Source organism: Lutibacter aestuarii, from assembly GCF_042676885.1.
Classification (GTDB): Bacteria; Bacteroidota; Bacteroidia; order Flavobacteriales; family Flavobacteriaceae; genus Lutibacter; species Lutibacter aestuarii.
The window spans coordinates 537,326-552,384 of the sequence record NZ_JBHTIC010000008.1; the positions used below are offsets into that span (position 1 = coordinate 537,326).

At 29.8% G+C, this 15,059-nt stretch carries 12 protein-coding genes; 2 read left to right on the forward strand and 10 right to left on the reverse strand.

The features are described 5' to 3' along the window. Positions 1-25: 25 nt before the first annotated feature. The 5 genes from guaB to ACFQZW_RS09975 all read right to left on the reverse strand — a co-directional run bounded on the left by guaB (position 26) and on the right by ACFQZW_RS09975 (position 4,816). Entirely contained in the window at positions 26-1,495 is a 1,470-nt protein-coding gene (gene guaB / locus ACFQZW_RS09955) for an IMP dehydrogenase (RefSeq protein WP_298263069.1), read from the reverse strand. A 66-nt stretch (positions 1,496-1,561) separates the two neighbouring features. Continuing rightward, positions 1,562-2,053 carry a hypothetical protein gene (locus ACFQZW_RS09960; RefSeq protein WP_298263070.1) on the reverse strand — a complete coding sequence of 164 codons (492 nt, stop codon included), beginning with the start codon at positions 2,051-2,053 and terminating at the stop codon, positions 1,562-1,564. Beyond that, the gene (locus ACFQZW_RS09965) at positions 2,053-2,574 is read right to left on the reverse strand and encodes an FMN-binding protein (RefSeq protein ID WP_386782741.1); all 522 of its coding nucleotides are present in this window, start codon (positions 2,572-2,574) and stop codon (positions 2,053-2,055) included. The genes ACFQZW_RS09960 and ACFQZW_RS09965 overlap by 1 nt, the downstream gene beginning before the upstream one ends. 80 nt (positions 2,575-2,654) lie before the next feature. Beyond that, positions 2,655-3,791, reverse strand: a complete 1,137-nt coding sequence (locus tag ACFQZW_RS09970) for a hypothetical protein (protein ID WP_386782744.1) — start codon at positions 3,789-3,791, stop codon at positions 2,655-2,657. Between the two features lie 164 nt (positions 3,792-3,955). Next, entirely contained in the window at positions 3,956-4,816 is an 861-nt protein-coding gene (locus tag ACFQZW_RS09975) for a hydroxymethylglutaryl-CoA lyase (protein ID WP_386782746.1), read from the reverse strand. A 143-nt stretch (positions 4,817-4,959) separates the two neighbouring features. Here ACFQZW_RS09975 and ACFQZW_RS09980 point away from each other — a divergent pair, with 143 nt between their 5' ends. Further along, on the forward strand, positions 4,960-5,457 hold the full coding sequence (locus ACFQZW_RS09980) for a GNAT family N-acetyltransferase (protein WP_386782748.1): 498 nt from the start codon (positions 4,960-4,962) through the stop codon (positions 5,455-5,457). On the opposite strand, the gene ACFQZW_RS09985 is transcribed toward ACFQZW_RS09980, so the two are convergent. The 5 genes from ACFQZW_RS09985 to recG form a co-directional block, all read right to left on the reverse strand. After that, positions 5,454-6,491 (reverse strand): quinone-dependent dihydroorotate dehydrogenase, encoded by a 1,038-nt coding sequence (locus ACFQZW_RS09985; RefSeq protein ID WP_298263075.1) that lies wholly within the window; start codon positions 6,489-6,491, stop codon positions 5,454-5,456. The genes ACFQZW_RS09980 and ACFQZW_RS09985 overlap by 4 nt on opposite strands. Before the next feature lie 78 nt (positions 6,492-6,569). Continuing rightward, positions 6,570-8,996 carry a phenylalanine--tRNA ligase subunit beta gene (pheT, locus tag ACFQZW_RS09990; RefSeq protein WP_386782750.1) on the reverse strand — a complete coding sequence of 809 codons (2,427 nt, stop codon included), beginning with the start codon at positions 8,994-8,996 and terminating at the stop codon, positions 6,570-6,572. 250 nt (positions 8,997-9,246) lie between these two features. Continuing rightward, positions 9,247-10,347 (reverse strand): DNA helicase PriA, encoded by a 1,101-nt coding sequence (locus ACFQZW_RS09995; protein WP_386782752.1) that lies wholly within the window; start codon positions 10,345-10,347, stop codon positions 9,247-9,249. Positions 10,348-10,370: 23 nt separating this feature from the next. Beyond that, positions 10,371-11,501, reverse strand: a complete 1,131-nt coding sequence (locus tag ACFQZW_RS10000) for an SPFH domain-containing protein (protein WP_386782754.1) — start codon at positions 11,499-11,501, stop codon at positions 10,371-10,373. An 81-nt stretch (positions 11,502-11,582) separates the two neighbouring features. Next, positions 11,583-13,688, reverse strand: coding sequence for an ATP-dependent DNA helicase RecG (gene recG / locus ACFQZW_RS10005; protein ID WP_386782756.1), 2,106 nt, complete (start codon positions 13,686-13,688; stop codon positions 11,583-11,585). A gap of 137 nt (positions 13,689-13,825) precedes the next feature. Here recG and ACFQZW_RS10010 point away from each other — a divergent pair, with 137 nt between their 5' ends. Beyond that, on the forward strand, positions 13,826-15,034 hold the full coding sequence (locus tag ACFQZW_RS10010; protein WP_386782758.1) for an RsmB/NOP family class I SAM-dependent RNA methyltransferase: 1,209 nt from the start codon (positions 13,826-13,828) through the stop codon (positions 15,032-15,034). Positions 15,035-15,059: the final 25 nt, after the last annotated feature.

Below are 15,059 nucleotides of genomic sequence, written 5' to 3' on the forward strand. Positions count from 1 at the left end.
ATAACAATAGTTTATTTTCAATAACTTATCTTGAGTAGTTTGGAGATTCTTTGGTAATAGTAACATTATGAGGATGACTTTCGCGCATACCTGCTGAAGTTATTTTAACAAACCTCGCTCCTTTTTGAGCATTAATATCTTTAGCTCCACAATACCCCATACCTGCACGCAAGCCTCCAATAAATTGATGCATGGTTTCTTGTAACTCTCCTTTATAAGGAACTCTTCCAACTATTCCTTCAGGTACTAACTTTTTAATATCATCTTCCACATCTTGGAAATAACGATCTTTTGAACCCTTTTTCATTGCTTCAACAGACCCCATCCCTCTATAAGATTTAAATTTTCTTCCTTCAAAAATAATAGTTTCACCTGGAGATTCCTTAGTACCAGCTAATAACGATCCTAACATTACACAATCTGCTCCTGCAGCAATAGCTTTTGGAATATCACCTGTATAACGAATTCCTCCATCTGCAATGACTGGAACACCCGTTCCTTTAATTGCCTTAGAAACATCTAAAATTGCTGAAAGCTGTGGAAAGCCAACACCTGCAACTACACGTGTTGTACAAATTGAACCTGGACCAATACCAACCTTAACCGCATCTGCTCCTGCCTCAACTAAATATTTAGCGGCCTCACCAGTTGCAATATTACCAACAATTACTTCTATTCTAGGAAATTTACTTTTAATATCTTTTAAAACAGTTACTACACCTTTTGTATGTCCATGAGCTGTATCAATAATTAAAGCATCTACACCTGAATTAATTAAAGCTTCAGCACGTTCAACAGCATCACCAGTAACACCAATAGCTGCTGCAACTCTTAACCTTCCATAAGAATCTTTATTGGCATTAGGGTTTTCACTTACTTTAATAATATCTCTATAAGTAATTAAACCAACCAGTTTATAATCTTCATTAACCACAGGTAATTTTTCTATTTTATTTTCCTGTAAAATAATTTCAGCTTGTTTTAATGAGGTTCCTTCAGAAACTGTTACTAAATTCTCTGAAGTCATTACTTCTCCAATTTTTCTAGAATTATCATTTTCAAAACGCAAATCTCTATTCGTAATAATTCCTATCAACTTTTCATGATCATCCACAACAGGAATTCCTCCAATACTGTATTCACGCATCAAATTCTTTGCTCTTAAAACCGATTCTTCTTTTTTAACTGTAATTGGCTCTAATATCATTCCAGATTCAGAACGTTTCACCTTTTTAACTTCCTTTGCTTGCTTTTCGATAGACATGTTCTTATGCAAAACACCTATACCTCCTTCACGAGCCATAGCTATAGCCATATCCGATTCCGTAACAGTATCCATAGCTGCTGAAACTATTGGTACATTTAAAGTAATGTTTTTTGAAAATTTAGCTTGAATATTTACCTCTCTAGGTAGTACTTCTGAAAAAGCTGGAATAAGTAATACGTCGTCGTAGGTTAAACCTTCACCTACAAATTTTGAAGAGTCTGAAATCATAGTGCAATCAACTTAGAAATTAATTGCGAGCAAATTTACAATTTTTAATTGAAATATGAGAATTTATTATCTTTTTGTCACTATTAGCTGATAAGCTATTGACAATGTAGAAAATACAAAGCTAAAAGTCATTAATATACCTGAAAAAATAATGATATATTTGAACCAAGTAATACCACTCCATAGTAAATAAATACCACCAAAAGTTAAAAGTATAGAGAAAAATGGCTCTATCATTAAAAAATATTTTAGTTTTTTATTGATTGAAGTAGTTGCTAAAATAAGTGATAGTAATAAAAAAATCACAGACATAGAAAGTATATGATTATGCACAATCGTTAAAATTTCTCTTTCATTTTTCTTAAACATCATTACCTCTGCATCCTCATCATCTTCATTTCCTAAATAATGATTTTCTATCCCTTTTGGCTGCATTGCTGTTGTATTATTAACAAAGCTTAACCCACCATAAAAACCAACACTTAAAACGATAATAAATGCTAAAATGACTGATTTAATTTCTTTGGGAAAGTGATGAATTTGTCCGTGAATTTGCATTAGAACTGCTTATTATTATGTAAAATGTTTATTGTTTTTAATAGTTTATTAATTTCAGTTGTCATAGCTTTTGCTGAAATTGTTGCTCCAGAAATGGCGGCAATATCTTTTTGATATTCTAACTGTTTATCTTTTGTTTTACCTGAAAACTGACGTAACCAACGTTTACTTCCAATTTCACCTCCGTGATCTTCTCTATACACAAGAATTTTTACTTTTGAAATAACCAAACTTTCATCAAAAATAACAATAAAATCGAAATAATCTGCTTTACCAAAAGCTTGTCCAAAATAATAATAACCTTTTAATTCATTATTACTAACTATCTTAAAAAAATTAGTTGATGAAATTTGAATTGGTAATGTTTCATTTATTTCTTGTGAAACTTTTAATGATTGTTTTGTGTAATTTTCAATATCAAAATAAGCTTTGATTTCCTTTTGAATTAAAGCTTCAATTTTTGAGTTTGTTAAACTCAAAAAACTCATCCCAATTGCTAAAATAAAGACAATTTTCTTCATTAAACTTTTTATTATTAAAAAGAATGAGGCCACAATATAAATAAATTAGTAAACTTTAGTGACCTCATCTTATTAAACTTTTAGAACCAAATTGCTACACCTGCATTAAATTGTTTAGAAGTATCACTACCTGAAACCGCATTATTCATCAACTGATAATCCATTTTAAAAGCTGCTCCTTCTGCAACTTTATAATTTAAACCAAAAATTAATTCATCTCTATCATAAGCTTTGTTAGCTACTATCCCATCTGTATCAGCATGTGTATTATGTTTTTCATAACGTAAAAACGGAGTTAATTTTTCAACACCTTTTAAATCAAAATTATAGGCTATCTCACCATATAGACCATTCATTTTTGATCCAAGATCTTTTCCTGTTAAAGCATTGTATTTATCTGTGTCAGATAAACTTGTTGTTATGTACTGACCTCTAAGTTCTAGATTATTGTATTTATAACGAGCATCAAAACCAATCATTGAAACACCTACTGTAGAATCTTCAATAGTAGTATCATCAGTTTGTGTTTTACCAAAATATCCTGAAAGCCCTAAACGTAAACCTGCAATACCATAATAATCTAATTTGGCTGAAAAGTTAGGTGAACTAACTACAGATTCTGCTCCTTTTTGACGTCCTTTTCTTAAACCATCAGAGCCTCTTAGTATACCAGTACCATCAGCAAAAGATTTAAAACCATTAAACAAATAAGCTTGGTATTTTAAAGATGCATTATCAATTCTACCAGACACTCCTACTCCTAGTTCTCTCCAGGTAGTAGGCACAATATATTTATCAACATTGGGTCTTTCAACGCCATAATAAGTTGTTGGTTCATGAAACTCATTAATAATTCCCATAGGTACCAACATTAAACCTGCTAAAACGTTAAAATTTTCATTTGCTTTATATTTTAAATAAGCTTGCTCAACATAAACTTCTTTAACATGTTCATACTCTACTTCTGTCAAAAAACTAACTTTATCATTAAACTTGTAACCAAAAAGCAATACTAATCTATGTACATCTAATTCTCCTACTGCAGCCCCATCAGGTTCATTATAATCAATTTGCGCATAACCTCCAATTGTAACTCCTTTTGGTAAATTATCTCCTAATAATTTGCTACCAGCATTTTCATAATTGTCATTAGTTTCTTGTGCTAAACCTACAAAACTTACTAATAATATTATAATAACTATACTTAATTTTTTCATTTTTAAAATTTTATTTTTATTTAGACTTGTTTTAAATAATGATGCAAATTTATGTAACCAAAGTAACATGACAAAGTATTATTTAGAATAATTATAAATAATATGATATTTGTCATATCTATAAAAAAAACAAAAAATTAAATTATTGAAATTCTGATTTTTAACTAAAATCCAAAAATTTTAAGAGCTTCATTATAGGCGCTTTCAAAACTCATGGCGTTAATATTAGTGAATGCTTTTTGCTGATTGAAGTAAGAAATTAGCTTTTCTGTGGGCATATTACCAGTTAACTCATCCTTGGCCATTGGGCATCCTCCATAACCTTTAATTGCACCATCAAACCTAGTACAACCCGATTGATAGGCTGCATTAACTTTTTCAAACCAAGCATTAGGTGTAGTATGTAAATGAGCTCCAAACTCAATATCTGAATAAAGTGGTATTAAATTAGAAAACAAATAAGAAATGATGTCTGGTGTAGAACTACCAATAGTATCGGATAATGAAATGATTTTAACCCCCATTTTAGCTAATTTTTCTGTCCACTTAGAAACAATATCAACATTCCAAGGATCTCCATAAGGGTTTCCAAACCCCATTGACAAATAAGCTACAACCCCTTTATTAGTTTTCACTGAAATATTTAAAATTTCATCTAAAATTAGGATAGATTCAGCAATGGTTTTTCCTGTATTACGCATTTGAAAATTTTCTGAAATTGAAAAAGGGTAACCTAAATAATCAATTTGTTCAAATTTAGAAGCGTCTTGAGCACCACGAATATTAGCAACAATGGCTAATAATTTACTTTCAGTTTTACTCAAATCTAATTTAGACAATACTTCAGCAGTATCGCGCATTTGTGGTATTGCCTTAGGCGACACAAAACTACCAAAATCTATGGTGTTAAAACCAACTCTTAACAACGCATTTATGTATTGTGATTTTGCTTGAGTTGGAATAAAATGCGACTTAATACCTTGCATGGCATCTCGAGGACATTCTATTAATTTTACTTTTTTCATGAATTCAAATATACAAATACAATTAGGAATAAAATAGCTTCAATTTAATTGTTAACTACAACTGTTTAATAAATAAACACTTCTTATATTTGTTTTAAATTTTTTGAAATTTATTTCAAAAAACATACTATACTCTTTATAATATGACGATTCAAAAAGCAACCACAATAGCTGATATTCAAACTATTGAAAAGCTAGCCCATAAAATTTGGAATGCTCATTATGTACCAATAATTGGTCAAAATCAGGTAGATTTTATGCTTGAAAAATTTCAAAGCTTTGATGCAATCACTTCACAAATAAAAAATGGCTATGATTATTTTTTAATTTCTGATGCTAAAAATGCTGTAGGCTACCTTTGTTTAGTATATGATGATTCCAAAAAAAAGCTAATGATTAGTAAAATTTATATTGATGCTCAAAAGAGAGGTGCAGGTTTTGGTCAACAATTAATTGATTTCACCATCCATTTAGCGCAAGAAAAAAAAATGAAAATAATTTGGTTAACAGTAAATAAAAATAATAGTAATTCCATAAAATGGTATCAAAAATTAAATTTTAAGATTACCAATGAAGTAGTGATGGATATTGGTAATAATTTTGTTATGGATGATTATATTATGGAATTACAACTTAATTAAGTCAGCTGCTTTAAAATGGCTTTATTAATTTTTTTAACCAATATTGGTCCTTCATAAATAAATCCAGTATAAATTTGAACTAAGTCTGCACCCGCTTTAATTTTTTCTAAGGCATCTTCCGCAGAATGTATGCCTCCTACTCCAATAATAGGAAAAGCTTTATTAGATTTTTCCGATAGGTATTTAATTACTTTTGTACTTTTATCTTTTATTGGCTTACCGCTTAAACCTCCATTACCAATAGCTTCTAATTGCTTTTCTGAGGCCAACAAACTTTCTCTACTCACAGATGTATTTGTGGCAATAACACCATCAATTTTTGTTTCTTCAACTATTTCGATAACTTCATCTAATTGAATATTATTTAAATCTGGAGCTATCTTTAACAATACTGGACGCTGTTTTGTATACGTTTTATTTAATTCTTGAACTTTCGTAATTAATTCAATTAAATAACTTTTGTCCGTTAATTTGGCATGACTTCCAACATTAGGGCAACTCACATTTAACACAAAATAATCTACATAGGGATGTAGTTCAGAAAAACATTGCAAATAATCTGCTGTATATCCATCGGGCATTGTACTTGTATTTTTACCGATGTTTCCTCCAATTAAAAGGTTTTTTTTATTTTGCTTTAATTTTAAAATAACTGCCTCTAAACCCTTGTTATTAAATCCCATTCGATTAATAATTCCTTGATCTGCTTTTAATCTAAATAATCTCTTTTTAGGATTTCCATCTTGTGCTTTTGGTGTTACCGTTCCAATTTCAATAAAACCAAAACCAAAATTGGCTAATTCATTATATAATTCTGCATTTTTATCAAATCCAGCAGCTAACCCAACAGGATTTTTAAATGTTAATCCAAACATTTTTTTTTCCAATCTTTTATCATTAACCTGAAATAAATTTCTTATAAAACTTGGAATACCAGGAATTTTAGAAAGATTTTTGATAGCAAAAAATGTAAAATGATGTATTTTTTCTGGATCGAAAAGAAAAAATAAGGGACGGATAATTTTTTTATACATAAACTTATGTTTGTGCAAAATTAAAAAAAAAGCCTTTAGAAAAAGGTCTAAAGGCTTTTAAATTAAAAATTTATAAGATTAACGCAAAGTAGCACCCACATTTTTTTCAAATGTCTGTTGTAATTTTTGCATTACTTTATCTATTTGTTTGTCGTTCAATGTTCTGTTTTCATCTTGTAATAAGAAACTTACCGCGTATGATTTTTTTCCTTTTTCCAATTTATCTCCTTCATATACATCAAATAAATCAACTTCTTTTAATAAATTCTTTTCTGCTTGAAATGCTAAATTGTAAATTTCATTAAAAGTTACTTCTTTATCAATTAACAATGCAAAATCACGTTTTACGGGTTGAAACTTAGATAAATCTTCTACTTTTATTTTTGATTTTCCTCCAACTTTTAACACATTTTCCCAATTAAAATCAGCAAATAATACTTCTTGTTTAATCCCAAATTCTTTATTAATTGAGCGTTTTACAACACCTAAATCTACTAATTTTATTTTTCCTAAACTCAAAGTTATACCTTCAGAAAATATATCATTTTTAGTTGGAGTTGTTTTTAGTTTAGTTATACCCAATCTATTTAATAAACCAATTACAATTCCTTTTAAATAAAAGAAATCTGATGTTTTTTGGTTTACATTCCAACGTTCTTTAGTTCTAGATCCAGAAACAAATAAAGTTAAGTGTTTTTGTTCTTTATAACCACTTTCAAATTTGTGGTACGTTTTACCAAATTCAAAAAACTTTAAAGCATTATTTTTTCTATTAATATTATAAACAACAGATTCTAATCCGCTGAATAACAGTGATTGACGCATAACACCTAAATCATTACTCAAAGGGTTAAGCATCGATACGTTGTGCTCTTCATTTAACATTTCAGATAATGAAATATAATCTGCCTTTGTAAGTGAATTGGCCATGGTTTCATTAAAACCTTGTGAAACTAACTGATTTGAGATAACGTTTTCAATTTTAACATCATCAAACTCTGAAAATGATATTGAAGTATTTAATTTATGTGAAAATTCAACATTATTATAACCATAAACACGTAAAATTTCTTCAATAACATCTGCTTCTCTAGTAACGTCAACTCTATATGCAGGAATGGTTAATCCAATACCACCATCAGTAACACTATTAAATTTAATATCTAAAGAAGCTAATATATTTTTAACTGTTTCTCTAGGAATTTCAGCACCTATCAATCTATCCATTTTTTCATAGGATAAGAATACTTGAAAATCTTCAAACTTTGTTGGATACAAATCATCTATTTCAGAAGAAACTTTTCCTCCAGCAACTTCTAAAATAAGATTGGCTGCTCTTTTTAAAGCATATTTAGTAATGGCTGGATCTATTCCTCTTTCAAATCTAAAAGACGCATCGGTATTTAAGGCGTGTCTTTTGGCTGTTTTTCTAATAGAAACAGGATTAAAATAGGCGCTTTCTAAAAAAATTGAAGTGGTATTTTCTGACACTCCAGAATTTAAACCACCAAATACACCGGCCAAACACATCGGTTCTTCATTTCCATTACAAATCATTAAATCTTCTTCGTGCAATTCACGTTCAACCTCATCAAGTGTAGTAAATTTTGTACCAGTAGGTAATGTTTTAACAATTACTTTATTTCCTTTTACTTTTGAAGCGTCAAAAGCATGTAATGGTTGACCTAATTCGTGTAAAACATAATTTGTAGCATCTACAATATTGTTAATTGGAGTTAATCCAATTGCTTTTAATCTATTTTGAAGCCATTCTGGAGAATCTTTTACGGTAATATCTGAAATTGTAACACCTGCATATCTAGGTGCTTTATCAGAGTCTTCAACAATAACATCAAACTTTAAAGTTCTATCATCTACATGAAAATCGCTTACAGAAGGAGAAATTAATTCTAAAGAAATTCCTTGCTGAATTAACCCTGCTCTTAAATCTCTAGCCGTTCCTAAATGACTCATAGCATCTGCTCTGTTAGGGGTTAAACCAATTTCAAAAACTTGGTCTTTTTCTATATTAAAAACTTCAGAAGCTACAGTACCTGCTGGAATATTTTCATCTAAAACCATAATTCCATCATGACTACTTCCTAAACCAAGTTCGTCTTCAGCGCAAATCATTCCATGACTTTCTTCTCCTCTTATTTTTCCTTTTTTAATTTTGAAACCTTCTCCCTTATCATCATACAAAATAGTTCCAATAGTTGCAACAGGAACGGTTTGTCCGGCAGCAACATTTGGCGCGCCACAAACTATTTGAACTGGAGTTCCGTTTCCTAAATCAACTGTAGTTACTTTTAATCTATCTGCATTTGGGTGTTGAATGCAAGTTAAAACTTTACCTATTACAACACCTTCTAAGCTTCCTTTAATGGATTCTACAGTTTCAATTCCTTCAACTTCTAATCCTAAATCAGTTAACAATTCTCCAGTTTTTTCAGCTTCCCAATCAATCTTTAAAAATTGTTTTAACCAATTGTATGATATTTTCATCTTTAGATTTTATTTTTAACAAGGTGCAAAGATAAAAAAAACCTATTTAGTTCACTTCATTTTAATTGTATAAAATGAGTTTGTTTATTTAAAAATTGGGCTGAAATAAGATACTATTGAAAAATTAATATTATTTTCTATAAGAATCCTTCGTTTTTCAGTGTAATATTATGTCATTCCTTTGAAGAAAGGAATCTATACCAAACCTAAAAAGTAAAAACAAAGTAACTCATACAAAATAAGGGTTTTATCAATTACTAACCATTGCAATTAAAGCAACCACAATAAGGATAAAAACTACTAAAAATATAATTTTCCAATAAGAATAAGGTCGAGTTCCTGTAAACTTTCCTGTTTGTCCGTTTATAAAAAACTGATATACTTTATCATTATATTTATACGAGCTTATATAAATAGGTAATAAAATATGCTTAAAGGTTTCTTCACTTAAACTCATATTTATTGAACTTATACGTTGCGTATCACCTCCAATATCTCTACGAGCCCAAGTTCTTGCAATTTCTTCTGCCTCTTGAGTTGCGCTAAAATACCCATCTTTTAAAGGAATTGTATATTTTTCAGTAACAAAACCTGCTAAAAAACTTGAATCGAATGGTTTTAATGCTGTTAAATTCCAATTTGAAACTTTCTGAGGAATAGTATTTTGCTTTTGAAATGAAGCTTTAATTAAAGTATCATCTACAAAACCTTTTACATCTCCACTGGCATTACTCCACCGTGTTCTCCGCTCCTGCCGTGTTTTTCTTACGCTTTTTCCATTTTCTGTAGTAGTGTATGAAACATTTACATAATAATAATCTCCTCTTTGACCTGTATAGTTAGCATACAGTTGCGCATCAAAAGTCCAATATGGTAAGTAAACCCCTTGCGTATTTTCTAAATCTACAGCAGCTTTTTTTAATTTGTTAGGCGCAAACCATAAGCTTTTTACCCAATTTGAAAATAATTGATGTGACTTTTTTACATCTAATTGAAAAGGTACTATTGCTCCTGGTAGAATCCAATCTTCTAATGTTGCATCATCTCTAATTAATGGCATTGTACAATATACGCAATGCAACGATTTATAATTGTCTTGAATATGCTGATTTGCTCCACAACTATTACAACTAAGCATTAAAACTTCTTCAGAATGAGATAAGTTTCCCATTTCTTCTAAATATGGCTTTAAATCTAACTCTTTAAAGCCATTTTCATTAAATCTTATTTGCTCTTCATTTCCACAATAATTACAATGAATTGAAGTAGTACCGGGTTTAAAAAGCAACTCGGCTCCACATTTAGAGCATGCCTTTTTATTTTCTAAAGTTGCATTTTTGCTTTCTTCCATTTAACATTAAAATCAATTAAATATTAAACAGTTGGTAATGGCGGCGGTGTATTTCCTCCTAAAAACGATTGCAACTCTTGAACATCTTTTAATGGAGTCCAATTTGCCATTCCTTGTTTCCAAACTAACGAATCTTTATTTATAGTTCTATTTGCAAAAAAACCTTTTAATTGTTCTATAGAAACTGGTCCCATTTGTTGACCATTAACTGCATAAAAATATTGAATTTGAACAGGCATTGGAGGTGGAACAGTTACATTTGGTTGTGTAGTATTTGTTTGTTGTGTTGCCGGATTCATCATTCCGCCCATTTGTTGCGCTAATACAAAGCCCATTCCCATTCCCATTCCAGCTCCTGCAGTTCCTCCTTCATTAGCTGCAGCTGCTTCAATAGCTTTCGCAGTTTTAAACTTTGTTAATTTATCTAAGTCTAATTTATCAATTCTGCTGTATTCAAATATTTCTTTTTTCAAATCTTCAGGCATTGATACGTTTTCAATAAAAAACTTTTCTAAAGAAATTCCAACAGAATTAAATTCTGGTTGCATTACTTCTTTACATGTTTCTGAAAGTTCTGTGATATTAGTAGCGTATAATTCTATGGGTAAATTTGCACTACCAACAGTATTAGTAAATCGTGTTGAAATTAAACTTTTTAAATGCTCGTTTATTTCAAAATTGGTAAAATTTGCGTCAGTTCCAACAATATCAATAATAAACTTACCAGGGTCGTTAATTTTAAAGGCGTAGGTTCCAAAAGCTCTAATTTCTACTAAACCAAACCTATCGTCACTTAATGTAATTGGATTTTTTGTTCCCCATTTTTCATCTGTAAATAAATGCGTATTTACAAAATAAACTTCGGCTTTAAAAGGACTATCAAAACCGTATTTCCAACCTTTTAATGTGGTTAAAATTGGTAAATTATTAGTATTTAAAGTGTAAGTTCCTGGTTTAAAAACATCTGCCAACTGACCTTCGTTTATAAAAACTGCAGTTTGACCTTCTCTTACTATAAGTTTAGCATTATTTTTTATTTCGTTTTGGTAACGTTCAAATCTATGTACAATTGTTGAGTCTGTGGTGTCTAACCACTCAATAATATCAATAAATTCGTGACTTAATTTTTTCTTTATTTCATCAAATAATCCCATATTTATTAAGTTTTTTATAGTTATTGTTTGTTAATTAGTATTCAAATCTACAAAATAGTTACAATTTTTTAGTTGAATAATTTAACTAATATTAGCCCAGATTGTACTGTTTTTACTTATTTCTTGATAAGCAATTCTAATCAATTTATGTTCTGGTAGTTTTAAAGAAGGGTCATTTGTTAGTAAATCAATAGCAGTACTTCTAGCTTTTTTTAACAATTGAGTATCTTTTACAATATCTGCAATTTTTAAATTTAAAACCCCACTTTGTTGAGTTCCCATTAAATTACCTGGGCCTCTTAATTTTAAATCAACTTCTGCAATTCTAAATCCGTCACTTGTATCAACCATCGTATTTAAACGTATTTTGGCATCTTCAGAAAGCTTAAAACTTGTCATTAATATACAATAACTTTGTTCTGCTCCACGCCCAACTCTACCTCTCAACTGATGTAATTGTGACAAGCCAAAACGCTCTGCACTTTCAATGACCATAACACTTGCATTTGGAATATTTACTCCCACTTCTATTACGGTAGTTGCCACCATAATTTGAGTTTCACCATTTATAAAGCGTTGCATTTCATACTCTTTATCTGCTGGTTTCATTTTACCATGCACAATGCTTACACCATAATTTGGTAATGGAAATTCTCTTACCACGCTTTCATATCCATCCATTAAATCTTTATAATCCATAGCTTCGGACTCGTTAATTAACGGGTATACAATATAAACCTGTCTTCCTTTAGAAATTTCTTCTCTTAAAAATTTAAAAACTGACAATCTATTTGCATCATACCTATGAGCCGTTTTTACTTCTTTTCTTCCGGGTGGTAATTCATCAATTACAGAAATATCCAAATCGCCATAAACACTCATGGCTAATGTTCTTGGAATTGGAGTGGCAGTCATCACCAATATATGTGGTGGTAATTCATTTTTTTTCCACATTTTTGAACGTTGTGCTACTCCAAACCTATGCTGTTCATCAATAATTGCAATTCCTAAATTTTGAAACTTTACCTTATCTTCAATTAAAGCATGAGTCCCAATTAAAATATTTAATTCTCCAGACTCTAGCTGCTTATGAATAATTTTTCGCTCTTTTGTTTTGGTAGAACCCGTAAGTAATTTAACTGTTACATTTAAACCATTTAATAATTCAGTTATAGAGTTATAATGTTGGGTTGCTAAAATTTCAGTTGGCGCCATTAAGGCTGCCTGAAAACCATTATCAAGTCCAATTAACATTGTTAATAGTGCCACAATGGTTTTTCCAGAACCAACATCACCTTGTAATAAGCGGTTCATTTGAGCATTAGAACCTAAATCTTTTCTTATTTCTTTTAAAACTCTTTTTTGTGCATTGGTTAAGTCAAAGGGAAGTTTATTGTTATAAAATGAATTGAAATAATTGCCTACTTTTTCAAAATTAAATCCTTTAATTTTAGATTTCCTTATTAACTTTTTTCTAATTAATTGCAATTGAATAAAAAATAGCTCTTCAAATTTTAATCGAATTTGTGCTTTTGTTAATAATTCTTGATTTTTTGGAAAATGTATGTTTAAAATAGCTTCTTTTTTAGAAATTAACTTTAAATCGTTTATAATTGAAGTTGACAACGTTTCTATAAAATTACCTTTTACTTCTTCAAATAAGTTTTGAATCATTTTAGAAACTACTTTGTTAGTAATTCCTTTATTGGTTAATTTCTCTGTTGAAGGATAAATTGGCTGCATAGCAGTCCTCAAACTTTTTTTATAGTCTGCAACTAATTCCATTTCTGGATGTGGCATAGAAAATAAACCATTAAAAAAATTAGTTTTCCCAAAAATTACATAAGGTGTATTAATTTTTAATGCTTCTTTAATCCATTTTGCACCTCTAAACCAAACCAATTCCATAAATCCAGTTCCATCCGTAAAAGTTGCTACCAATCTACTTCCTCTTTTTTGTTGAACTGTTTTAATCGTAGTTATTTTTCCAATAATTTGTACTTCAGAAGAATTATTTTGAAGCTCGTTTATTTTAAAAAATTGCGTTCTATCAATGTACCTATTTGGAAAAAAATTAACCAAATCACCAAACGTAAAAATTCCTAATTCCGATTTAAGCAAATCCGCTCGGTTAGGTCCAACTCCTTTTAAATAAGAGATAGATGTATTAAGATTGTAATTTGGCATTTTTTGTATTGAAAGCACGAAGATAATAATTCAAACAGCAATACGCAATTTGTAATATCAACTGTTTCAATTAACTTGTTTTAAAGAAAATTTTCTTAGTAACAAATTACGTATCTTTGCAGCCTTAAATTTTTAATATGAGATTACACAGAAATTTAGTATTTACCGTAGTAGATTCTATAAAGTTAATTTTTAATGAAGGAGAATATGCAGATAAAGTTGTTCAAAAAGCTTTAAAGCGTGATGCTCGCTGGGGAGCAAGAGACCGTAAATTTGTTGCAGAAACCATTTATGAAATGGTTAGATGGAAACGTTTATACAATGAAATTGCTGGAACAAAATCTCATTATACTACAGAAAATATATGGAAAAACTTTGCGGTTTTTGCGGTTTTAAAAGGATATCCTTTACCAGACTGGAATCAATTACAAGGGGTACCAGAAAGAAGAATAAAAGGGAAATTTGACGAGCTTCAAAAAGTAAGAATTTTTAAAGAATCTATTCCTGATTGGTTAGATGAATTAGGAGTAAAAGAGTTGGGTGAAAAACATTGGACAAAAGAAATTCATGAACTCAATAAAGAAGCTGAAGTTATTTTAAGAACAAATACTTTAAAAACAACTAAGCTTTCTTTACAAAAAAAATTAGCCGACGAAGGTATTGAAACAGTTTTTATTGATGGTTATAAAGATGCTTTAAAATTAGTTGAACGTGCCAATGTGTTTAAAACTGAAGTATTTAAACTAGGTTTTTTTGAAGTACAAGATGCCTCTTCTCAATTAGTTGCAGAATATTTAGAAGTAAAACCTGGAATGAGAGTAATTGATACTTGTGCTGGTGCTGGTGGAAAAACACTGCATTTAGCAGCATTAATGGAAAATAAAGGTCAAATTATAGCAACTGATATTTATGAAAGTAAGTTAAAAAAGCTAAAAGTTAGAACTCGTAGAGCTAGTGTTCATAATGTAACTACCAAAGTTATTGATTCTTCTAAAGTAATCAAAAAAATGAAAGGTACTGCTGACAGAGTTTTGATTGATGCTCCTTGTAGTGGTATTGGTGTATTAAAAAGAAACCCTGATAGCAAGTGGAAATTACAGCCTGAGTTTGTAGAAAATATTATAAAAACGCAAGCAGAAATTTTAGAAAGTTATTCTCAATTAGTTAAAGTTGGAGGGAAAATTGTATATGCTACATGTTCAATATTACCTTCTGAAAATGAAAAGCAAGTGAAAAATTTTTTAAAAAATCATCCTGAATTTGAATTAGAAAAAGATCATAAAGTATCCCCTTTTAAATCTGGATATGATGGTTTTTATATGGCTTTAATGAAAAGAAATAGTTAACTACCACAACTCTTTAAATACAAAA